Annotated in this window: 15 protein-coding genes; 8 read left to right on the top strand and 7 right to left on the bottom strand. The window is 73.6% G+C overall.

The genetic code is table 11. From position 1 onward, the window contains the following. Positions 1-13 precede the first annotated feature (13 nt). From OG286_RS25880 to OG286_RS25870, 3 genes are all read right to left on the bottom strand, one after another. Entirely contained in the window at positions 14-973 is a 960-nt protein-coding gene (locus tag OG286_RS25880; RefSeq protein ID WP_396322606.1) for an LD-carboxypeptidase, read from the bottom strand. Positions 974-1,060: 87 nt separating this feature from the next. Continuing rightward, positions 1,061-2,155, bottom strand: a complete 1,095-nt coding sequence (gene trpS, locus OG286_RS25875) for a tryptophan--tRNA ligase (protein WP_396322607.1) — start codon at positions 2,153-2,155, stop codon at positions 1,061-1,063. A 174-nt stretch (positions 2,156-2,329) separates the two neighbouring features. After that, positions 2,330-2,530, bottom strand: a complete 201-nt coding sequence (locus tag OG286_RS25870) for a hypothetical protein (RefSeq protein ID WP_396322608.1) — start codon at positions 2,528-2,530, stop codon at positions 2,330-2,332. On the opposite strand from OG286_RS25870, the gene OG286_RS25865 reads away from it, so the two are divergent. Together OG286_RS25865 and OG286_RS25860 are read left to right on the top strand one after the other, a co-directional pair. After that, a complete protein-coding gene (locus OG286_RS25865) occupies positions 2,496-2,855 on the top strand; it encodes a hypothetical protein (protein ID WP_396322609.1) in 360 nt (119 codons plus the stop codon). The two genes, OG286_RS25870 and OG286_RS25865, sit on opposite strands and share 35 nt — an antisense overlap. A gap of 169 nt (positions 2,856-3,024) precedes the next feature. Continuing rightward, positions 3,025-4,062, top strand: a complete 1,038-nt coding sequence (locus OG286_RS25860; RefSeq protein ID WP_405359906.1) for a hypothetical protein — start codon at positions 3,025-3,027, stop codon at positions 4,060-4,062. 136 nt (positions 4,063-4,198) lie between these two features. Here the strand turns inward: OG286_RS25860 and OG286_RS25855 are convergent, their stop codons facing one another. Continuing rightward, on the bottom strand, positions 4,199-4,735 hold the full coding sequence (locus tag OG286_RS25855; protein WP_396322611.1) for an NUDIX hydrolase: 537 nt from the start codon (positions 4,733-4,735) through the stop codon (positions 4,199-4,201). Positions 4,736-4,911: 176 nt separating this feature from the next. On the opposite strand from OG286_RS25855, the gene OG286_RS25850 reads away from it, so the two are divergent. Then, positions 4,912-5,970, top strand: coding sequence for an ATP-grasp domain-containing protein (locus OG286_RS25850; protein ID WP_405359908.1), 1,059 nt, complete (start codon positions 4,912-4,914; stop codon positions 5,968-5,970). Between the two features lie 78 nt (positions 5,971-6,048). Here OG286_RS25850 and OG286_RS25845 read toward each other — a convergent pair whose 3' ends face one another. Beyond that, positions 6,049-10,296: an ABC transporter transmembrane domain-containing protein gene (locus OG286_RS25845; protein WP_396322613.1), complete on the bottom strand. Its 4,248-nt coding sequence runs from the start codon at positions 10,294-10,296 to the stop codon at positions 6,049-6,051. A 359-nt stretch (positions 10,297-10,655) separates the two neighbouring features. Further along, positions 10,656-11,294, bottom strand: coding sequence for a TetR/AcrR family transcriptional regulator (locus tag OG286_RS25840; protein WP_396322614.1), 639 nt, complete (start codon positions 11,292-11,294; stop codon positions 10,656-10,658). Positions 11,295-11,427: 133 nt separating this feature from the next. Here OG286_RS25840 and OG286_RS25835 point away from each other — a divergent pair, with 133 nt between their 5' ends. The 4 genes from OG286_RS25835 to OG286_RS25820 all read left to right on the top strand — a co-directional run bounded on the left by OG286_RS25835 (position 11,428) and on the right by OG286_RS25820 (position 18,050). After that, positions 11,428-13,167, top strand: coding sequence for a carboxyl transferase domain-containing protein (locus OG286_RS25835; RefSeq protein WP_396322615.1), 1,740 nt, complete (start codon positions 11,428-11,430; stop codon positions 13,165-13,167). Positions 13,168-13,307: 140 nt separating this feature from the next. Further along, entirely contained in the window at positions 13,308-15,638 is a 2,331-nt protein-coding gene (locus tag OG286_RS25830; RefSeq protein WP_405359911.1) for an acetyl/propionyl/methylcrotonyl-CoA carboxylase subunit alpha, read from the top strand. Then, a complete protein-coding gene (locus OG286_RS25825) occupies positions 15,635-16,630 on the top strand; it encodes a hydroxymethylglutaryl-CoA lyase (protein WP_405359913.1) in 996 nt (331 codons plus the stop codon). Before OG286_RS25830 ends, OG286_RS25825 begins: the two co-directional genes overlap by 4 nt. Positions 16,631-16,859: 229 nt before the next feature. After that, the gene (locus OG286_RS25820; protein WP_405359915.1) at positions 16,860-18,050 is read left to right on the top strand and encodes an acyl-CoA dehydrogenase family protein; all 1,191 of its coding nucleotides are present in this window, start codon (positions 16,860-16,862) and stop codon (positions 18,048-18,050) included. A 213-nt stretch (positions 18,051-18,263) separates the two neighbouring features. Here OG286_RS25820 and OG286_RS25815 read toward each other — a convergent pair whose 3' ends face one another. Then, positions 18,264-18,749 carry a universal stress protein gene (locus OG286_RS25815; RefSeq protein ID WP_396322786.1) on the bottom strand — a complete coding sequence of 162 codons (486 nt, stop codon included), beginning with the start codon at positions 18,747-18,749 and terminating at the stop codon, positions 18,264-18,266. 585 nt (positions 18,750-19,334) lie between these two features. Between OG286_RS25815 and OG286_RS25810 the strand changes: the two genes are divergently transcribed. Further along, a complete protein-coding gene (locus OG286_RS25810) occupies positions 19,335-20,768 on the top strand; it encodes an HAD-IA family hydrolase (protein WP_405365806.1) in 1,434 nt (477 codons plus the stop codon). Positions 20,769-20,917: the final 149 nt, after the last annotated feature.

Here is a 20,917-nt window from a genome sequence, read left to right as displayed (position 1 = left end):
GTTCCTCGTGCCGTCACCCCCGCGGGGCGAGTGCCGGGGTCTCCAGGGTGAGCGTGCCGGCGTCGGCGTCGAGGAGGGCTGGGACGCCGAGCGGGACGGTCAGGGTCGAGGGGCTGTGGCCGAAACCCAGCTCCCAGATCACGGGTATGCCGAGCGGGCCGAGCCGGTCGAGCATGACCTCCCTGACCCGCTCGGGCCGGCCGCAGCCCTCCCAGGAGCCGAGGGCGACGCCGGCGACGCCGTCGAGCGCGCCGGAGCGCAGGAGCTGGGTGATGAGGCGGTCGAGCTGGTACGGGTGCTCGTTGACGTCCTCCAGGACGAGGATGGTGCCGGCGTAGGAGGGCCGGGCAGACGGTGTGCCGCGCTCGGCGGTGATGACGTGGACGCAGCCGCCCGCCGTGATGCCGCGGGCGCGGCCCGGGACGAGGGTCTCGGCGGTGGCCGAGGTGAGGACCGTGGTGGCCTCGGGGTCGAAGAGGGTGCGGCGCAGGTGTTCGGCGGTCGGGCCGTCCTCGATGAAGGAGGCGCCCGCGCTCATCGGCCCGTACAGCGTGGCGATGCCGAGCCGCTGGGCGAAGGCCTCGTGCAGCGAGCTCACGTCGCTGAAACCGATCAGCACCTTGGGCGGTACGGCGCGCATGGCGTCCCAGTCGAGCAGGTCGACCATGCGGTGCACGCCGTAGCCGCCGCGGGCGCATATGACGGCGTCGACGGCGGGGTCGAGCCAGGCGGACTGGAGGTCGGCGGCCCGGTCGGCGTCGGTGCCTGCGAGGTGGCCGAGGGCGGGGTGGGTGTCGAGGACGTGGTCGCCGACCGTGACCTCCAGTCCCCAGGAGCGCAGGATCGCGGACCCGGCGGTGAGCCGCTCGGGGTCGATGGGGCTGCTGGGGGCGACCACGGCGATGCGGTCTCCGGGGAGGAGGCGGGGCGGACGGGTCAGGCCTCGGGCGGGCGCGGGAGTGCGCTGATCCATTGCCAGGTTCCTTACGGGAAGAGGTGATTCGTGTCCGGTCGGCGACGTCCGTGCGGCGCCGACCAGACAAGATATGCCCCGCAGGCTTCAGATCGACCCCATCACCGCCCTGACCTCGGCAAGGGTGGCGTCAGCGACGGCGTTGGCCCGTTCGGCACCCGCCCGCAGCACCTGCCGGACGTAGCCGCGGTCGGTGGCGAGTTCGGCGCGGCGGGCGCGGAGCGGGCGGAGGTGTTCGTTGACGGCCTCGGTCACCGTGCGCTTGAGCGCGGCGCCGCCGCCGTCGCCGATCTCCTCGGCGACCGCTTCCGGCGCGCGGTCCTGGCAGAGCGCGGCGAGCAGGACGAGGCTGGAGACCTCGGGGCGGGCGGCCGGGTCGTAGGTGATCCGGCGCTCGGTGTCGGTCTTGGCGCCCTTGATCAGCTGGGCGGTGGCGTCCTCGTCGGCGCAGAGCGAGACGGCGTTGCCGCGGCTCTTGCTCATCTTGCCGCCGTCGGTGCCGAGCAGCAGCGGGGCGGCGGAGAGGAGCGCCTCGGGGCGGGGGAAGACGCCGGAGCCGTCCGGGTGCGGGTAGCGCTCGTCGAAACGGCGGGCGACGGTCCGGGCGACTTCGAGGTGGGGCAGCTGGTCCTGGCCGACGGGGACGACGTCAGCCTTGCAGAAGAGGATGTCGGCAGCCTGGTGGACGGGGTAGGTGAACATCAGACCGTTCACCGCGGCCTGGCCCGAGTGGGCGGTCTCGTCCTTGACGGTGGGGTTGCGGCTCAGCTCGGCGACGCTGACCAGGCTGAGGAAGGGCAGCAGCAGCTGGTTGAGGGCGGGCACGGCGCTGTGGGTGAAGATCGTCGCCCGCTCGGGGTCGAGGCCGGCGGCGAGGTTGTCGAGGACGACGTTCTCGGTGTGCTCGGCGAGTCGGTCGGCGAGGTCGCGGTCGGTGATGACCTGGTAGTCGGCGACGACGACGAACATCTCGACGCCGAGGCGCTGGAGGCGGACCCGGTTCTGCAGGGTGCCGAAGTAGTGGCCGAGGTGGAGCGGGCCGGTGGGGCGGTCGCCGGTGAGGACGCGGTGGGCGCCCGGGTCCCGGCGGATGCGCTCGTCCAGGTCGGCGGCGGGAGCGGCGGTCGGATCGACGGCGGCAGCCACGGTGGGACCGGCGGCAGCGGAGACGAGAGCGGTCATGGGGTTTCTCCTCGGTACGGCGGTGGTGGCGGCCGTCCGGGGCTCGGGCCCGTCCCGTGGGGAAACGCAACAGGGCCGTCCATCCGGACGACCCTGGTCAGGCGTGACTGGTGGCCGTCCTAGGACGGCCACCAGGTGAGACCTGCGAAGCGCTTCATGCGCCGAGGATACCCGTCAGTCCTCCACGACGAGGGCCGGCGTGTCCTTGCGGAGCGTCTCGCCGCGGAAGAACTCCGGCCGGTGCGCGCCGTACCAGGTCATCAGGACGCCGCCGAGCAGCAGGATGCCGACGCCGATGACGAAGACCGAGCCGATGCCGTACTCCGGGTCCCAGGCGTCGGTGAGGGTCTGCAGGAAGACGGCGCTGAGCAGCACGCCGCCGAGGAGCGGGGCGACGCCCCGGAGGACGAGGTCGCGCAGGCTGCCCAGGATCGAGCAGGTCAAGGAGCTGGCCGTCGAGATCAGTCCGGAGCAGATCGACAAGGCCGACGCCGACTGGGTCTTCTACGGCGTCTACGGCACGCCCAGCTCCACCAACCAGGACGCCGTGCTCGACGGGCCGCTCTGGAAGACCCTCGGCGCGGTCACCTCCGGTCAGGCCCGGCCGGTTTCGGACGAGACCTGGTTCCTCGGACTCGGCGTCACCGCCGCCAACGCCGTCCTGGCCGACCTGAAGAACTTCGTCGCACCGGGTGCCTGAGGCGGACGGCGGAGCGGTGGTGAGGCGGCGGGTGGCGGCGGGCCGCGGCTGCGACCGCCTCGGGGAACGGCGGACGGGTGTCGTCGCCCACACCCGGCGGAAAGCGGCTTGGAGCTGATCACGGGGTGCGGGAGGATCGTCGGGACCGTACCCCGAAGGGCTCGTGCCGATGACCACGCTCGACCAGACCTCGACCGCTTCCGACTCACCGTCAGCCGGCCTGCCCTCCCCCGGCCTTCCCGTGGGCGACGTGTCCGGCGCCCGCCGACTCTCCGCCGACCTGTCCGCCGACCTGTCCGTCGCCCCGTCCGCCGACCTGTCCGCCTCCGCCGCTGCCCCGTCCGCCCCGGCCGCTGCCGTCTGCTCGATCGCGGTGGCGGCGTCGGAGTCCGTGGCGGCCGGCTGTGCTCGGGGCGACGCCGTTCCCCGGCCGCGAGCCGGCGACGGCGCGGAGGGGTCTGCCCAGGCCTCCGACGGGAGCCTCATACGGCTCCAGCCGCCGGTGCCGGCGACGGCGGACCAGGACGTGCCCGTTCTGAGGGCCGTGCAGGAGGACTCGCGGACCGCCCTGGCCAGGCGGCCCTCACCCTCGCGGCGGCTGCGCCGGATGCACCCCGAGGTGGCGTCGGCCGGCGAGGTCGCGGCCGCGGTCGCGGTCGCGGAGAAGCGTGGGGCGGCGGCTCCGGCGGTGTCTGCGGCCGTCCTGGTGGTCGAGCCCGCCCCGGCCGCACCCGTGATCGGAGCCGCGCCCGCCGGCGGCGCCGTGGCCTCGGTCGGAACCACGGCTTCGGTCGGAACCACGGCCGCGGTGGGAGTCGTGACCACGGCGGCCGAGACGCCGCTCGGCATCCTGATCGGCGGCAGCCCGAACCTCCCCGAGGTCGCCGGCCGCCCCGAGGAACGGCAGCCGGTCCGGGTGACGGCCGGGCTGGTGCGGATCGGCCGCGGCACCGCCCTGGTGGTGCTGCCCGCGTGGCGGCCCGCCATCGCCGTCTCGGTGCCGACCGAGCACCTGTTGGAGGCCACCGGCCTCGCCGTCGACCAGCTGGCCGGGGCGCAGCTGTCGGTGCTGATCAACCCGGGTGCGTTGCACGACCGGGAGCTGGACCTCCACGGCTGGCAATCCGGCCAGGCTGCCCGGCCGGGCCGGCGCGGCGGGCGGGCGCCGCTCCAGGATCCGGGCCGGCCGTCCACTGGGCCGGCGTGAACGCACCGCGGGTCCGACGTACCGAAGGGTCCGGTGTGCGGCGGGTTCTGCCCTGGTGCGCCTTCGGCGCCCTGTGGCCTCGGCGTGGTGCGGGGTCCGCCCGTGGTGCGGGGCCCGTGCGGTGCGGTATCGGCGGTCAGGCGGCCGGGGCCGGGGCGTTCGGGATGTAGCCCAGGTGGACGGGCACCGGTTCGCGTCGGTCGGTGAGCCAGCCGTCGCGGACATCGGCCAGCAACTCCGGGAGCCTGGGCGGCCAGAGGGCGTCGGCGTCCTCGTCGGCCAGCTCGGCCTGGGTCCACCAGCGCCAGTCGAGGATCCGGTCGACGGCGTGCACCGCGCTGACGTCGCCGACCGGGCCCCGGTGCGGCCCGCTGGTGAGATAGATGTGCTCGTGCTGGCGGACGGGCGTGCCGTGCCAGGTGAAGTCGTGCTCCCAGGTGCAGAGCAGCGGCCCGGGTTCGAGGTCCGTCCAGCCGGTCTCCTCCCAGAGCTCGCGACGGGCGCCGGCCCACGGTGTCTCACCCGCCTCGATGCCGCCGCCGGGCATCGTCCAGTGCACACCGACCTCGCTGTTGTCCGAGCGGAGCAGGAAGACGGAACCACTCCCGTCCAGCACCACCGTCCGGGCCGCTTGTCTGGGGGTCCGCCTCGCACGACGCAGCAGATTTCGCATCGGATCACTCTCGCAGGGCCGGTGCCGGGGCGTCGAGCGGATGGAGGGCGGGCTTGGCGGCGAGCGCTGAGTGCGGCCTGCCGATGTGGAGTCGGGGGTCATCGGTGCCGCACCGGCCGCGGGGCGAAGGGGTGTTGGCGGCGACGCGAACGTCCGGTGGCCGTACTCTGACGCCCATGCCCGCACCAGCGATCCTCTTCCCGGCCGACCCGCTCAACCCGCGCCGGCCCGACCCGCACTTCGCCTGGGAGGCCCGGACGCTGCGGGAGTTGGGCGGTGAGCAGCACCTGGTCGACCACGACGCGCTGCTCACCGGCGACGTCGCGGAGGCGGTACGCCGGGTGCCGAGGGACGCCGGCCCGCTCTGGTACCGGGGTTGGATGATCCCCTCCGCCGATTACGCCTCCTTCGCCCGCGCCCTGGCCGACCGCGGCGCCAACCTGCTGACCAGCGCTCCCGGTTACGCCTCGGCACACGAACTGCCCGGCTGGTACGCCGTGTTCGAGGGTGCGACACCGCCGAGCACCTGGATCCCGCTGGCGCCGGCGGCGGGCCGGCCCGGTCCCGAGCAGCTGGCGGCCGCCGTCGCCCGGCTGGGCGGGCGCGGGCCTGCGATCGTCAAGGACTACGTGAAGTCCCGCAAGCACGAGTGGCACGAGGCCTGCTACCTCCCGGAGCTCTCCGACCTGGCCGCCGTCGGGCGGGTGGTGGCGCGCTTCGTCGAGCTGCAGGGCGAGTACCTGGCGGGCGGTGTGGTGCTGCGCCGCTACGAGGAGTTCGCGCGGGCCGGGGGCGGGGGCGGCACCGGAGCGGTGGCGGAGCCGGGGGACGCGCCGGTGGACGCGCCGGTGGACGCGCCGGTGGACGGGCCTGGCGACGGACTGGGCGACGGACTGGGGGCAGGGCGTTCGGGTAGACCTTCGGGCGGGTCTTCGGATGCGCCGGGGCGCGGCGGGACCGGGGAACGGCCGATGGAGGCCCGGGTGTGGTGGCTGGACGGTGATCCCGTACTGGTCGGACCGCACCCGGACGCGCCCGGGCAGACCGCCGAACCCGATCTCACCGGGGTCCGGCCGCTGGTCCGGGCCCTCGGCTGCCGCTTCGTCACCACCGACCTCGCCAGCCGGGCCGACGGCTCCGGCTGGCGGGTGGTCGAGGTGGGCGACGGACAGGTCAGCGACCTGCCGCGCGGGATCGACGCCTCCGGGCTGCTCTCCTCGTTGCTCGCGGCGTGACCCGTTCGGCAGCCCCAGCGCGCGTTCAGCCTGAACGCCTGTGCAGTCCCGACGCACGCAGCCCCAGCGCGCGTAGCCTCAGCGCCCGTGCAGCCTCAGCGGCCGCTGGGCCACTGGTTCCGGCGCCGGGTGGCCGTCGGCGATGAACGCCTGCCAGAGCCGCGCGTAAACGCCGCCCTGTGCGACGAGTTCGGCGTGCGTGCCGTCCTCGACCACCTTGCCGTGGTCCAGGACCACGACACGGTCGGCGCGTTCGGCGGTGGTGAGGCGGTGGGCGATGACCAGCGTGGTGCGGCCCCCGCTGAGCCGGTCCGAGGCGTGGTTGACGGCCGCCTCGGTGGCGAGGTCGAGCGCGGCGGTGGCCTCGTCCAGGAGCAGGATGTCCGGATCGACCAGTTCGGCCCTGGCCAGCGCGATCAGCTGGCGCTGCCCGGCGGAGAGGTTCCGCCCCCGCCCGGTGACCTCGTGGTCGTAGCCGCCCGACAGCCGGACGATCATCTCGTGCGCGCCCACCGCCCGGGCCGCCGCCTCCACCTCGGCCGGCGAGGCCGAGGGCCGGCCGTACGCGATCGCCTCGCGCACCGTGCCCGCGAACAGGTACGCCTCCTGCGGCACCACGCCGAGCCGGTGGCGGTACCGCGCCAGGTCGTACCGGGTCAGGTCGACGCCGTCCACCCGGACGGTGCCGGCGGTCGCGTCGTAGAACCGGGCGACCAGCTTGACCAGGGTCGACTTGCCCGCCCCCGTCTCGCCGACCAGCGCCACCGTCTGGCCGGCGGGAATGTGCAGGCTGACGCCGGTGAGCACGGACGGGGCCCCGTCGGCGCCGCCGTTGTAGGCGAAGCTGACGTCCTCGAAGTCGATGTCGCCGCGGAGCCGCTTCTGCACCGGCACCGGATCGGCCGCCTCGGCGGTGGTGGTCGGCGTGCGCAGCAGCTCGCGGATCCGGCCCAGGCCCACCGCGGCCTGCTGGTAACCGTCGAAGACCTGCGAGAGCTGGTTGACCGGCGCGAAGAACAGGTCGATGTAGAGCAGGTAGGCGACCAGCGCGCCGACGGTGAGCGTCCCGGCCTCGACGCGCGAGGCGCCCACGATCAGCACCAGCGCGGCGGCGACGCTGGAGAGGAACTGCACGAACGGGAAGTACAGCGAGATGTAGAGCTGCGCCCGGACCCGGGCCTCGCGGTAGGCGATGCCCCGGGCGACGAAACGGTCGGTGTTGGCGTCCAGCCGGCGGAAGGCCTGGACGATCCGCATGCCGGCGACGTTCTCCTGGAGGTCGGCGTTGACCGTGCTGATCAGGTCGCGGGAGATCTCGTACTGCGTCTTGGACTTCTTGCGGAAGACCAGTGTCGCGACCACCAGCAGCGGCAGCACGGCGAAGACCACGAGGGCCAGGCCGGCATCGATGACCAGCAGGGCGCCGAAGATGCCGAGGAAGGTGAGCAGGCTGACCACGGCCGTGACCACGCCGGTCTGCAGGAAGGAGGTCAGCGAGTCCAGGTCGGTGGTCATCCGGGTCATGATCCGGCCGGACAGCTCGCGCTCGTAGTAGTCCAGGCCGAGCCGGTTGAGGTGGGCGAAGATCTTGAGGCGGAGCGTGTAGAGCACGCGCTCGCCGGTGCGGCCGCTGACCCGGTTCTCGGCGCCCTGCACCAGCCAGTCCAGCAGGACGATCGCCAGCGCGGTCAGGGCGGCGACGGCGACGCCCGACATCAGGGCCTTGCTCACGCCGTCGTCGATGCCGTGCCGGATCAGGATCGGCAGCACCAGGCCGGCGCCCGCGTCCAGGGCGACCAGCAGAAGGGCGAGGGCGAGCGGGCCGCGGAACGGGCGCAGCAGGCGGCGGAGGGAGAAGTCGGGGTCGCCCGCCTCGGCCTCGGCCCGGGAGATCGCCGGGTTGTCGGTGGCCGGCGGGAGGGCGGCGACCTGGGCCAGGAGGTCCGGGTCGGCGGCGCGGGCCGCCTTGGCCAGGGCCGGGGTCGGCAGCTCGGGGAGGGGCTGCGCCGCGGGGGTGTCCGCGGTGTCCGCGGTGGGCTCGCTTGGCCCGGTGGGGTCAGTGAGCTTGGTGAGCTTGGTGGGGTCGGCGTGCTGCGAGTCGGCGGGCTCGGTGGTGGTGCCCTCGGCCGGGGGGTTCTCGGCGAGCGGTCCGGTGAGCGCCTGGGCCGGTGATTCGAGGGTGGCCGGGGGCTTGGTCCTGCCGGCCTCGGGGTCGGAGATCAGGACCCGGTACTGGGGACATCGGACGTCGAGTTCCTCGTGCGTTCCGATGTCCAGCAGCCGGCCGTGGTCCAGCACGGCGATCCGGTCGGCCAGTTGGAGGGTGGAGCGGCGGTGGGCGATCAGCAGGGTGGTACGGCCGGTCATGACCGAGCGGAGGGCGTCGTGGATCTCCGCCTCGATCTGCGGGTCGACCGCCGAGGTGGCGTCGTCCAGCAGCAGGATGCTCGGGTCGGTGAGGATGGCCCGGGCCAGGGCGATGCGCTGGCGCTGGCCGCCGGAGAGCGTGAGGCCCTGCTCTCCGACCTTGGTCTCATAGCCGTTGGGCAGCTCCCGGACGAACTCGTCCGCCTGCGCCGCGCGGGCCGCCGCCACGACCTGCTCGTCGGTGGCCTCGGGCCGCCCGTACGCGATGTTGGTGCGGACCGTCTCGGAGAAGAGGAAGCTCTCCTCGGGGACGATGCCGACGGCCGCCCGGACCGAGTCGAGGGTGAGATCGCGCAGGTCGTGGCCGTAGAGGCGGACCGCTCCGGCCGCCGGGTCGTAGAAGCGGGGCACCAACTGGGCCACCGTCGACTTGCCCGAGCCGGAGGCGCCGACCAGGGCCAGCGTCTCGCCGGGGGCCAGCTTCAGGCTGAGGCCGTGCAGGACGGGTGCCGGGTGCTCGGGGTCGTAGCGGAACTCGACCTGGTCGAACTCCAGCGCCGTGTCCGGCGTGCGCGGGCCGACGGTGCGCTGCGGTCCGCCGTGCGCGGCGGTTTCGGCGGTACCTGTGGCCGCTGTGGTCTCGGGGGCCGTCGCCGTCCCGATGGCCGTCGTGCGCTCGGCGGCCGTCGGGGTCCCGGCGGCCGCGATGGCCGGGGTGGCCGTCGTGATCTCGGCAGCGGGGGAAACGGTGCCGGCGGCCGAGGCCGCGTGCCCGGCGGAGAGGTGGGCGGCGGTGAGGTCGAGGGCGACCGCGTCCGGGCGCTCCTGCACCAGCGGGCGCTCGTCGATCAGCTGGAGCACCCGCTCCACGCCCGCGCGGGCCTGCTGACCCACCGTGATGACCATGGTCAGCATCCGGACCGGACCGGTCATCTGCGCCACGTAGGTGGAGAAGGCGACGAAGGTGCCGAGCGAGACCTGGCCGTCGACCGCCAGCCAGCCGCCGAACGCCAGCACCGCGACCTGGGCCAGCGCCGGGATCGCCTGCATCGCCGGGTTGTAGCGGCTGTTGAGCCGGATCGAGCGCAGCCGGGCCGCGAAGAGGTTCCGCGAGGCCGCCTCCAGCTTGCCCAGCTCCTGGGCCTCCTGGCCGAAGCCCTTGACCACCCGGACGCCGCCGATCGCCTCGTCGACCACGCCCGCGACAGCCGCCGCCTCCTGCTGCGCCGCCCAGGTGGACGGGAACAGCCGCTTGCGGCTCAGGACCGAGACCCACCAGAGGGCCGGGCCCATGACCAGCGCGACCAGTGTGAGCGGCGGTGAGAGCCAGAGCATCACGGCCAGCGACATCACGAACATCAGCAGGTAGCCGGTCATCATCGGCAGCATCGAGAGCAGGCCGTTGATCAACTGAAGGTCGGAGGTGGCACGGCCGACCACCTGGCCGGTGTCCAGCCGGTCCTGCCGGTGCCCGTCGAGCCGCCCGAGCGAGCGGAAGAGGTCGCTGCGCATGTGGTGCTGGACGTCGAGGGCGAGCTGACCGCCGTAGTAGCGACGCACCTGGGTACAGGCGAACACCAGGGCGGCCGCCGCCAGCAGCGCCACGGCCCACGGGGCCAGCGAACGGGTGTGCTGGGTGATGACGTCGTCGATGATCAGCTTGGTGACCAGCGGGACCAGCGCGGTGACGGCCATGCCGACGAGCGACGCCCCGAAGGCCAGCAGAAGGCTGCGGCGCGAGCGCCAGCAGTAGCCGACCAGCCGCCGCAGCCAGCCCTGACCGCTGCCGTCGGGGGCCTCGGCCCCACTCGGGCTGCCGCCGCCGGCGCTCTGGTTGCCGCCGGCGCTCTGCTCGCTGTCGCTGCTCCGCGTGCCGTCGGCACCGTTCGGCGCACCCCGGGTGCCGGTTCGGGGGCCGCTCGGGGAAAGCTCCACCGTAGATCCGTGAGTCTCAGGCATATTTAGGGATGCTAACCATTCCGTCGAGTGGCCGCCATGGTTTATCCGGCCAGAGCACGCCGGGCGTCCGGCCCGGCTGAGGGGCCAACAGCCCGCAGCCAGCGGTGATTCCCGGCCGGCCGTCGGCCCGCGCCCTGCTACCAGGGTGGACGATGGCGCGCCGAACGCCCACCCTCCACCGGCGCAGCGGGCCGCCCTCCTTTGGACCTAGGCCGCCTGTCGCAGCGCACCACGAGGCAGCGCACCGGATGCCCGGCGACCGGGGGGCCGGGGCAGGAGCGCCGGAGTAGGCGCAGGGGCGCCGGGAAGGGGGGCGCCGGGACATGAACGGGCGGGCCAGGCCGGGGGCGCCGGCCGATTCAGCTGCGCGCCGCGGCGTCGGCCGCCGCGGAGAAGGCGCCGTGCGCCAGGCTGTGGAGCAGGGCGGCCATGCCGTCACGCTGCAGTGCGGCCCGGTCGCCCTGGGCGGGGTTGGGGCCGGCGCTGTGCGGGGTCGAGTTGATCAGACCGAAGACGGCGTGCACGGCGGCCCGCGCAACCGGCTCGGCGTCCGGTCCGGCCAACGGCGGGTAGGCCTGCCGGACGACATCCACCCACAGCTCGACGTAGCCGCGCTGGAGCCGGCGGACGGTCCGGCGGTCCTCCTCCTTGAGGTTCAGCAGCTCACGGTCGTGCAGGGTGATGAGGTCCCGGTCGTCGAGCGCGAAGTCGACATGCCCGCCGATCAGCGCATCGAGCGCGGCGGCCGCGCCGTCGCCCCCGCCCGCCCGGCGGCGGCCCTCCTCCAGGAGACGCTCGCTGATGCCGATCAGCAGGTCGGCGAGCATCGCGTCCTTGCCGGCGAAGTGCCGGTAGAGCCCCGGCCCGCTGATGCCGACCGCCTTGCCGATCTCGTCGACCCCCACGCCCAGGAAGCCACGCGCGGCGAACAGCCGGGCAGCCTCCTTGCGGATCTGGTCACGGCGTGGGAGCGCGGAGGCGGCTGGGACGTTCGGCATGCTGCCCATCGTAGACAGTGGGGTTATCGGCCGTTAACCTGGGCCGCACGAGTTAACGCTCATTAACGTGGGGGTCGCGGGCTCATCCGGCCCTGCTGCCCACCTGGTGCCGAGGGCAAGGGAGCTCTTGGGAATGGTCATTTCCACCGCCGGTGTACCCACCGGCGTCAACGGCAGCGCGGCAGGCGGAGCCGCGGCAGGCGCGGGCGGCTCGCCGTCCGGTACGGCCTCCGGATCCGTCGCCCCGGGAGCCGCCGCTCCCGCACCCCGGCTCGGCACCGCCGTCGACCCGGGCTCGGAGGCCTTCCGGGCCAACACCGAGGCACACCGTGCGCTTGTCGCCGAACTGCGTGAGAAGCTCGGCGCGGCCGCCCTCGGCGGCGGGGCCAAGGCCCGGGCCCGGCACACCGCGCGCGGAAAGCTGCTTCCACGCGACCGCGTCGACACCCTTCTCGACCCCGCCTCCCCCTTCCTCGAACTGGCCCCGCTGGCGGCCGACGGGATGTACGACGGGGCCGCACCGGCAGCCGGCGTGATCGCGGGCATCGGCCGGGTCGCGGGGCGCGAGGTGGTCGTCGTCGCCAACGACGCCACCGTCAAGGGCGGCACGTACTACCCGATGACGGTCAAGAAGCACCTGCGCGCCCAGGAGGTCGCGCTGGAGAACCGCCTCCCCTGCATCTATCTGGTCGACTCCGGCGGCGCCTTCCTCCCGATGCAGGACGAGGTCTTCCCGGACCGCGACCACTTCGGCCGGATCTTCTACAACCAGGCCAGGCTCTCGGCCGCCGGGATCCCGCAGATCGCCGCCGTGCTCGGCTCCTGCACGGCGGGCGGCGCGTACGTCCCGGCGATGAGCGACCAGGCCGTCATCGTCCGCAACCAGGGCACGATCTTCCTCGGCGGGCCGCCGCTGGTGAAGGCCGCCACCGGTGAGGTGGTCACCGCCGAGGAACTGGGCGGCGGTGACCTCCACTCCCGCACCTCCGGGGTGACGGACCACCTGGCCGAGGACGACGCCCACGCCCTCTCCATCGTCCGCACCATCGTCGCCGGGCTCGGCCCGCGCGCACCCCGGCCGTGGCCGCTCGCCCCGGCCGAGCCGCCCGCCGTCGACCCGGCCGGCCTGTACGGGGCCGTCCCGGTCGACCCGCGCACGCCGTACGACGTGCGCGAGGTGATCGCCCGGCTCGTCGACGGCAGCCGCTTCGCCGAGTTCAAGGCCGAGTACGGCGCGACCCTGGTGACCGGGTTCGCCCGGATCCACGGCCACCAGGTCGGCATCGTCGCCAACAACGGCGTGCTCTTCGCCGAGTCCGCGCTCAAGGGCGCCCACTTCATCGAGTTGTGCGATCAGCGGGGCATCCCCCTCCTCTTCCTCCAGAACATCACCGGGTTCATGGTCGGCCGGCAGTACGAGGCGGGCGGCATCGCCAAGCACGGCGCCAAGATGGTCAACGCCGTCGCCTGCACCCGCGTCCCGAAGCTGACCGTGGTGGTCGGCGGCTCGTACGGAGCCGGCAACTACTCGATGTGCGGACGGGCCTACTCACCCCGCTTCCTCTGGATGTGGCCGGGCGCCAAGATCTCGGTGATGGGCGGCGAGCAAGCGGCATCCGTGCTGGCCACCGTCCGCCGTGACCAGCTGGAGGCGCACGGCGAAGAGTGGCCGGCCGAGGCGGAGGACGAGTTCAAGCGCCCGGTCCGCGAACAGTACGAGCGCCAGGGCAACGCCTACTACGCCACCGCGCGCCTCTGGGACGACGGGGTGATCGACCCGATGGACACCCGCACCGTCCTCGGGCTGGCGCTCACCGCCTGCGCCAACGCCCCGCTCCCGCAGCCGGGCCCGTACGGCGTCTTCCGCATGTAGCCCCGCCGGGCGTGGCTTCCGCGCGCCGGCGGCAGGCCTGCGCCGGACGTGACCGCGCCCGGCGCCGGCCGCCCCCGCGCCGCCGTCCCGTTCCACCACCTCCTTCGTACGGCTCCCCTCGACCCGGAGGAACGCCTCCCATGTTCGACACAGTTCTGGTCGCCAACCGCGGTGAGATCGCCGTCCGGGTGATCCGCACCCTGCGGCGGCTCGGCGTGCGCTCCGTCGCCGTGTTCAGCGACGCGGACGCCGACGCACCCCACGTCCGCGAGGCCGACACCGCCGTCCGGCTCGGACCGGCCGACCGCAGCGACAGCTCCGCCGCCGAGACCTACCTGCGGACCGACCAGATCCTCGCCGCCGCCCGCCGCACCGGCGCCCAGGCCGTCCACCCCGGCTACGGCTTCCTCGCCGAGAACGCCGCCTTCGCCCGCGCCTGCGCCGACGCCGGCCTGGCCTTCATCGGACCTCCTCCCTCCGCGGTCGAGCTGATGGGCGACAAGATCAACGCCAAGGAGGCCGTCCGCGCCGCCGGCGTGCCGGTCGTCCCGGGCAGCCGGGCGACCGCGCCCACCGACGGGGAACTCGTCGCGGCCGCCGAGGAGATCGGCTACCCGGTGCTGCTCAAGCCGTCCGCCGGCGGCGGCGGCAAGGGCATGCGCCTCGTGCGGGACCCCGCCGATCTGCCGACCGAGATCGCCGCCGCACGGCGGGTCGCCCGGACCGCCTTCGGCGACGACACGCTCCTGCTGGAGCGCTGGATCGACCGGCCCCGCCACATCGAGGTGCAGGTGCTGGCCGACGCCCACGGCACCACCGTCCACCTCGGCGAGCGCGAGTGCAGTCTGCAGCGCCGCCACCAGAAGCTGATCGAAGAGGCACCCTCCGTTCTGCTCAATGCCGAGACCCGCGCCGCGATGGGCGCCGCGGCCGTCCGCGCCGCGGAGTCCTGCGGCTACACCGGGGCCGGCACCGTGGAGTTCATCGTCCCCGGCATCGCCCCGGACTCCCCCGCCCCCGCCGAGGGGGTACGGGACTTCTTCTTCATGGAGATGAACACCCGTCTCCAGGTGGAGCACCCCGTCACCGAACTCGCCGTCGCCGTCACCACCCCGGCCGCCGGACCGGCCGCCGCCCAGACCGGGCGACTGGACCTGGTCGAGTGGCAGGTGCGGATCGCCTCGGGCGAAAGCCTCAGCTTCTCCCAGCCGGACATCTCCTTCCTGGGCCACGCCATCGAGGCCCGTATCTGTGCCGAGGACCCGGAGCGCGACTTCCTGCCCACCGGCGGACGCATCCTGGTCCTGGACGAGCCGCAGGGCGAAGGCATCCGGGTGGACTCCGGTGTCACCGCAGGCACCGTCATCACCAGCGCCTACGACCCCATGCTCGCCAAGGTCATCGCGTACGGGCCCGACCGCCCGACCGCGCTGCGCCGCCTCCGTGCCGCGCTGGCCGACACCCGGATCCTCGGCGTGACCACCAACACCGGCTTCCTGCGGCGACTGCTCGCACACCCCGAGGTCACCGCAGGCCGACTCGACACCGGACTGGTGGAACAGACGGCCCAGCAGCAACCCGCTCTGCTCGCCTCGCCCTACTCGCCTGCGGGCCCCGACTCCCCCGCCGCCCACCCGGCGGAGACCGCGGACATCACCGGCTCCCGGCCCGCCGAAGCTCCGACACCCACCCACCTCCTCTACTACGCGGCCGCACTGGCGCGGCAGCTGGACCTCACCCCCGCCACCGACGGCGGCGGCTGGACCGACCCCTTCTCCCTTCCCTCCGGGTGGCGCCTGGGCGGCGAAGCCGCCTGGACCACCCACCGACTCCGCGCCCCCGGCCAGGACCCGGTGTCGGTGCGCATCCGCCCGATCACTGCGAGCAACGTAGCCGAGGGCACTGACATTCCCCCGGGCGTCACTCCCGAGGTGGACATCCGACTCGGCTCCGGACCGGCCCACCGCGCCCGGGCCGTGCGGACCGGCGACCGCCTGCACCTCACCGTCGACGGCCTGCAGACGACCTTCGCCCTGACCACCGACGACGCTCCGGGCCGGCCCGGCGGGCCCCTCGGCGGCCCGGTCACCTGGCTCGGGATCGACGGCGATGCGTGGCCGGTGCACGCCTACGACCCCGTCGGCGAGAGCACCGCCGTCGGCGCCGCCCATCACGGCGGCCTCACCGCCCCGATGCCCGGCACCGTCACGGTCGTGAAGACCACGCTCGGCGAACAGGTCCGCCGGGGCCAACCCCTGCTCGTCCTGGAGGCCATGAAGATGGAACACGTGATCGCCGCCCCGCACGACGGCACCGTGAGCGAGCTGCGGGTCGCCGCCGGGGCCACCGTGGCGATGGAGGAGCTGCTGGTCGTGGTGGCCCCGGCCGAGGACGGCCCGGCGGACGGGTCGGCCGACGGCGGGGCGGCCGGCGGGGCGCTCGGCGCGGTCGCCGCCGAGGTGCGGTCATGAGCACCGCCGCCTCCCCCGCGCACGAGCCCGACGCGCTCGACCTGGGCCTGCCGGACCCCGTCCGCTCCCCGGGCCTGCCCGCGGAGGTCCGGATCCACGAGGTCGGACCGCGCGACGGACTGCAGAACGAGAGCGCACTCGTCCCCGTCGAGGTCAAGGCCGAGTTCATCGCCCGGCTCGCGGCCGCCGGGCTGCGCACCGTCGAGACGACCAGCTTCGTTCACCCGAAATGGGTACCCCAGCTCGCCGACGCCGAGGAGTTGGTGCCCCGGCTCGCCGGACTGCCGGAGCGTCACCCTGGGCTGCGCCTGCCGGTACTGGTGCCCAACGAGCGCGGGCTGGACCGCGCGCTCGCCCACCACGCCGCCGACATCGCGGTGTTCGCCAGCGCCACCGAGACCTTCGCCCGCCGCAACCTCAACCGCTCGGCGGACGAGGCGATGGCGATGTTCCGGCCGGTGGTGGAACGGGCCACGGCGGACGGGGTCCGGGTGCGCGGCTACCTCTCGATGTGCTTCGGCGACCCGTGGGAGGGCCCCGTGCCCGCCGATCAGGTCGTCGGCTTCGGCGTGCGGCTGCTGGAGATGGGCTGCACCGAGCTGAGCCTCGGCGACACCATCGGGGTGGCCACCCCGGGCCAGGTCACGGCGCTGCTGGACGGCTTCGCCAAGGCCGGCGTGCCGGTCGGCAGGCTCGCGGTGCACTTCCACGACACCTACGGCCAGGCGCTCAGCAACACGCTCGCCGCGCTCCGCAGCGGCGTCACCACGGTCGACGCCTCGGCGGGCGGCCTCGGCGGTTGCCCCTACGCCAAGAGCGCCACCGGCAACCTGGCCACCGAGGACCTGGTGTGGATGCTGCACGGCCTCGGCATCCGGACCGGCGTCGACCTCCGCGCCCTGGTCGCCACCAGTGGCTGGATGGCCGAGCGGCTCGGCCGCCCCAGCCCGTCCCGCACCGTCCAGGCACTGCTCGGCGCGAACCGGGGCTGACGCGCCGGCGGCCCGGCTCCCAGCGCCCCCTCGTAACTCCACGCGCCCCTCTGCGACTTCCGTTGTCCCCGCGACGGTCCGGCGCCGGCCGGAGCCTTGCCCGGCCGGCGCCCGCCCCGCACCACCCCTTCTCTCTCCGCGCTCCGTACGCCGGTCACACCATCCGACCGGCGCGCGGTCATCCCGATCACGCCCGCGGCCAACCGGCCGGGGCCACAGGAGGATCACCATGCTCGATCACCGGCTGAACAGCGAGTACGAGGAACTGCGGCGCACGGTCGCCGAGTTCGCCCAGGACGTCGTCGCGCCGAAGATCGGCGAGTTCTACGAGCAGGGCGAGTTCCCCTACGAGATCGTCCGGGAGATGGGGCGGATGGGCCTCTTCGGCCTGCCGTTCTCCGAGGAGTACGGGGGCATGGGCGGCGACTACTTCGCGCTCTGCCTCGCCCTGGAGGAGCTCGCCCGGGTCGATTCCTCGGTCGCGATCACCCTGGAGGCCGCGGTCTCGCTCGGCGCGATGCCGATCTACCGGTTCGGGACCGAGGAGCAGAAGCGCGAGTGGCTGCCCCGGCTGACCTCCGGCGAGATGCTCGGGGCGTTCGGCCTGACCGAGCCCGAGGGCGGCTCCGACGCCGGCGCGACCCGCACCACGGCGCGGTACGACGAGGCCACCGACGAGTGGGTCATCAACGGCACCAAGTGCTTCATCACCAACTCCGGCACCGAGATCACCGGCCTGGTCACCGTCACCGCCCTCACCGAACCGCTCGCTCGTTCGAGTGAAGAGGGCGAATTCTCCTCGCCGCAGCGCGAAATCTCTTCCATCATCGTGCCTACCGGAACCCCGGGGTTCCAGGTGTCGAAGAAGTACTCGAAGGTCGGGTGGAACGCATCCGACACCCGCGAACTGTCCTTTACCGACTGCCGCGTCCCCGCGGCCAACCTGCTGGGCGAGCGTGGCCGCGGCTACGCCCAGTTCCTGCGGATCCTCGACGAGGGCCGCATCGCGATCGCAGCCCTGGGCACCGGCCTGGCCCAGGGGTGCGTCGACCAGTCCGTCGCCTACGCCGGTACGCGCCGCGCCTTCGGCCGGCCGATCGGCGCCAACCAGGCCATCCAGTTCAAGCTCGCCGACATGGAGATGCGCGCCCACACTTCCCGCCTGGCCTGGCGGGACGCCGCCTCCCGGCTGCTGCACGGCGAAAAGTTCAAGAAGGAGGCCGCGATCGCCAAGCTGTACTCGTCCGAGGCCGCCGTCGACAACGCCCGCGAGGCGACCCAGATCCATGGTGGGTACGGCTTCATGAACGAATTCCCGGTCGCACGTTTCTGGCGCGACTGCAAGATTCTCGAAATCGGGGAGGGCACGTCCGAGGTCCAGCGCATGCTCATCGCCCGGGAGTTGGGCATTCCCTCCTGACGCCGTTCCCATCCTGAAGAGGCTAGTTCTCCGATTCTCCGGCTGCCCGGGCTGCCGACCCCTACCTCGGCCGATTCCGGGTCCGTCGGAGAATCGGAGCGGCCCACGCGCCCACGCGCCTACGCGGCGCACCGGGCTGCACAGGCGACACAGGCCACACAAGCCGCGCGAGACCGACGGCCGCGCGAGACTGGCGGGCCGCACGTCGGGCCGTCAGGGGATCACGATCACCGGGCGGTTGGCACGCCGGGCCAGCCGGCCGGAGACCGAGCCGAAGATCTTGCCGAGCAGGCCGTGGGTACTGCCGACCACGATGGCGTCGGCGGCGTACTCGCGGCCGACCTCCTCGATCTCATGGCAGATGTCGCCACCCCGCTCGACCAGGATCCATGGGACGCCGGCGAGGAAGTCCGCACAGGCAAGCTCCAGACCGAGGACCTCGGTCCGATGGTCGGGGAGGTCGACGAAGACGGGAGGTTCACAGCCGGCCCAGACCGTGGCGGGCAGGCGGTTGGCAACATGCACGATCACCAGACCGCACTGTGAGCGACGGGCCATGCCCACCGCGTAGGCGAGGGCGCGCTCGCTCGACAGGGAGCCGTCGAAACCCACCACCACACCGTGCTGGAACGCGGGATCACAGGAACGGACCGGCGTCTCCTGGAGCTCCGGCACGCCCGGCTCACTGGGCAGGCCCAGGGGCCCCGGGTGCTCGGCACCCGGACCCAGCCGGCCCGTCACCGCCGACTCCGCAGAGTCGGCCCGGTGCTGGTCCCGTCGCTGGCGGGAGCCGGGGCGACCCCGGCGCGCGATGTTGCGAACAATGCGGGAGAGAGCCCGATCGTCCCCGGCGACCGGTTCTCCCCCCGGACCACCGCCGACACGGCCGTCACCACCGACTCCACCGGCCGCTGCGCCCATGCCACGGACAACGTCCGGCTCAACCGGTCGGGAGGACTCAATACCAGCCATGGCTCAAGGCTCTTCGAGGGAGATGGGCCGACAGGAGAGGACAACGCTGCCCAGACAGCAGGGCCGCCCACGGGACGACGTCGGTCTGCGCCGAGCACCACCGTTTGTGACCTATTTCCTTTCAGAGTACGACGAGCGGGAGCCTCAGCACAGCGGCGAAGCCTCCGACCGCCATTGTTCCCGCTAACGGAGGATGCGCCCCCAGGCCGCAGTGCGCCCCCGCCCGCGAACGATTGCGCCCCCTCTGGCAACGGGAGGTTCTCTGGAGCTTGACTGAGCGGACCGGGCGACGCAACAGGCCACCGGGACACCGTGACCGGACTGTCATGGATCGACAACGATCGGTTGCCACCCGTCACTGGCCGCTGTTCCCAAGATGGGGTTGACCCGCCGGCGCTCCGGCGGCGCCGGCATCCGTTCCAGCCAATTCGCACGGGTTCGCGACGGCGTCTGGCATTTGCCAAGTGCATACGCGCGACCGCTGGCACCATGCTCGGCATGCCCCTGCTCCTGCTCGACCTCGACAACACGCTGCTCCCCAGGGATGCCGCTTTCCGGGCCTGGGCTCAGGATTTTCTGGCCGAACGAGGGCTGCCGCCCGGCGACCTCGACTGGCTCGTCACCATCGACGGCGGCGGTTACGTGCCGCGCAGCACCGTACTGTCCGCCACGCAGCGCCGCTACGGGTTGGACGACTCCCTCGAATTCCTGCTCGCGCACTACCGACGTGGCATCAACTCCCATATCCAATGCCCTTCCAGGCACGTCGAAGCGCTGCAGGCCGCGCGCGCGGCCGGGTGGACGCTCGGCATCGTGAGCAACGGCGGCACCCGGCCCCAGCTGGAGAAGATCCGCCGGACCGGGCTCGGTCCGATGGTCGACGGCTGGGTCATCTCGGAGGAGGCGGACTGCATCAAGCCGGACCCGCTGATCTTCGAGATCGCCGCGCAGCGCTGCGGCATCGCGCCCACCGGCAACTGGGCCGCGGAGACCTGGATGATCGGGGACCACGCCCCCGCCGACATCGCGGGGGCGGAGCTGGCGGGGCTGCGCAGCGTCTGGCTGCACCACGGCCGCCCCTGGGCCGAGCCGGGCTACCGGCCGACGCTCAAGGCGGCCGGCCTGCCGGAGGCCGTCGGGCTGGTCCTGTCCGCGCGCAGCGCGCCGGGGCCGCGGCCGGGAATCCGGGCGGGCGGGGCGGACCGTCGAAGGGCCGGGGGCGCGGCACCGGGGAGCCTCTGGTCCCGGAACGGGACTGTGGCGGCGCCGCCCGGCGCGCGGTCCGGCGCACAGTTCCCGCCGTCCGCCCCGGACGGCCCGCGCGCGCCTGTTCCCGTGCACGGACCGGACGGCGGCGCTCCGGGCGCGACGGCGGAGGTCGGTGTCCGAAACCGTTCCGGCGAATTTGCGGTCACCGACTTTGCGGTCACCGACGACGGTTACTCCGCCGGCACCGGGCTGCCCGGCATCGCGGACCGGTCGGGGACGGCGGACCCGTCGGGAACGCGTTCGGACCCGTCGGGAACGCGTTCGGACCGGTCCGGACTCCATCCCGACCGCCCGATCGCGACCGGCGCCCCTGCCACGACCGTCGACGCCGCCACTGTCCAAGCGGCCGCCGAACTCCCCGCCTCCGGGCACGCCACCTCCGGCCACCCTACTCGGACGAGGTTCGTCAAGCCGCAGGCGTGGTTCGGCCCGCGTCCGGCCGTGCCTGCGGTGGAAGCCGCGGCGGTCTCGCCGTGACCCGGGACCTCCGTGGCCGGGGCTCTGGCCGGCAACCGCGGGAGCGCAGCTCGCCACCAGGCCGGACCGGCCGACCGGCCGCCTGACCGGCCCACCGGCCCGTCAACGTGCCGGCCGTCGAGCTGCCGACCCGTCGCACCCCCGCCCCC

Source organism: Kitasatospora sp. NBC_00039 (assembly GCF_045160625.1).
GTDB lineage: Bacteria > Actinomycetota > Actinomycetes > Streptomycetales > Streptomycetaceae > Kitasatospora.
Note: the sequence above shows the minus strand (reverse complement) of the source record. Positions and strands in the feature narration are given on the sequence as shown.

Bases quoted from the DNA above. Each gene is read 5' to 3' on its own strand.
- OG286_RS25845 (WP_396322613.1), bottom strand. From the start codon at position 10,296: ATGCCTGAGACTCACGGATCTACGGTGGAGCTTTCCCCGAGCGGCCCC.
- OG286_RS25835 (WP_396322615.1), top strand. From the start codon at position 11,428: ATGGTCATTTCCACCGCCGGTGTACCCACCGGCGTCAACGGCAGCGCG.
- OG286_RS25840 (WP_396322614.1), bottom strand. From the start codon at position 11,294: ATGCCGAACGTCCCAGCCGCCTCCGCGCTCCCACGCCGTGACCAGATC.
- OG286_RS25855 (WP_396322611.1), bottom strand. From the start codon at position 4,735: ATGCGAAATCTGCTGCGTCGTGCGAGGCGGACCCCCAGACAAGCGGCC.
- OG286_RS25820 (WP_405359915.1), top strand. From the start codon at position 16,860: ATGCTCGATCACCGGCTGAACAGCGAGTACGAGGAACTGCGGCGCACG.
- OG286_RS25830 (WP_405359911.1), top strand. From the start codon at position 13,308: ATGTTCGACACAGTTCTGGTCGCCAACCGCGGTGAGATCGCCGTCCGG.
- trpS (WP_396322607.1), bottom strand. From the start codon at position 2,155: ATGACCGCTCTCGTCTCCGCTGCCGCCGGTCCCACCGTGGCTGCCGCC.
- OG286_RS25850 (WP_405359908.1), top strand. From the start codon at position 4,912: ATGCCCGCACCAGCGATCCTCTTCCCGGCCGACCCGCTCAACCCGCGC.
- OG286_RS25860 (WP_405359906.1), top strand. From the start codon at position 3,025: ATGACCACGCTCGACCAGACCTCGACCGCTTCCGACTCACCGTCAGCC.
- OG286_RS25880 (WP_396322606.1), bottom strand. From the start codon at position 973: ATGGATCAGCGCACTCCCGCGCCCGCCCGAGGCCTGACCCGTCCGCCC.
- OG286_RS25825 (WP_405359913.1), top strand. From the start codon at position 15,635: ATGAGCACCGCCGCCTCCCCCGCGCACGAGCCCGACGCGCTCGACCTG.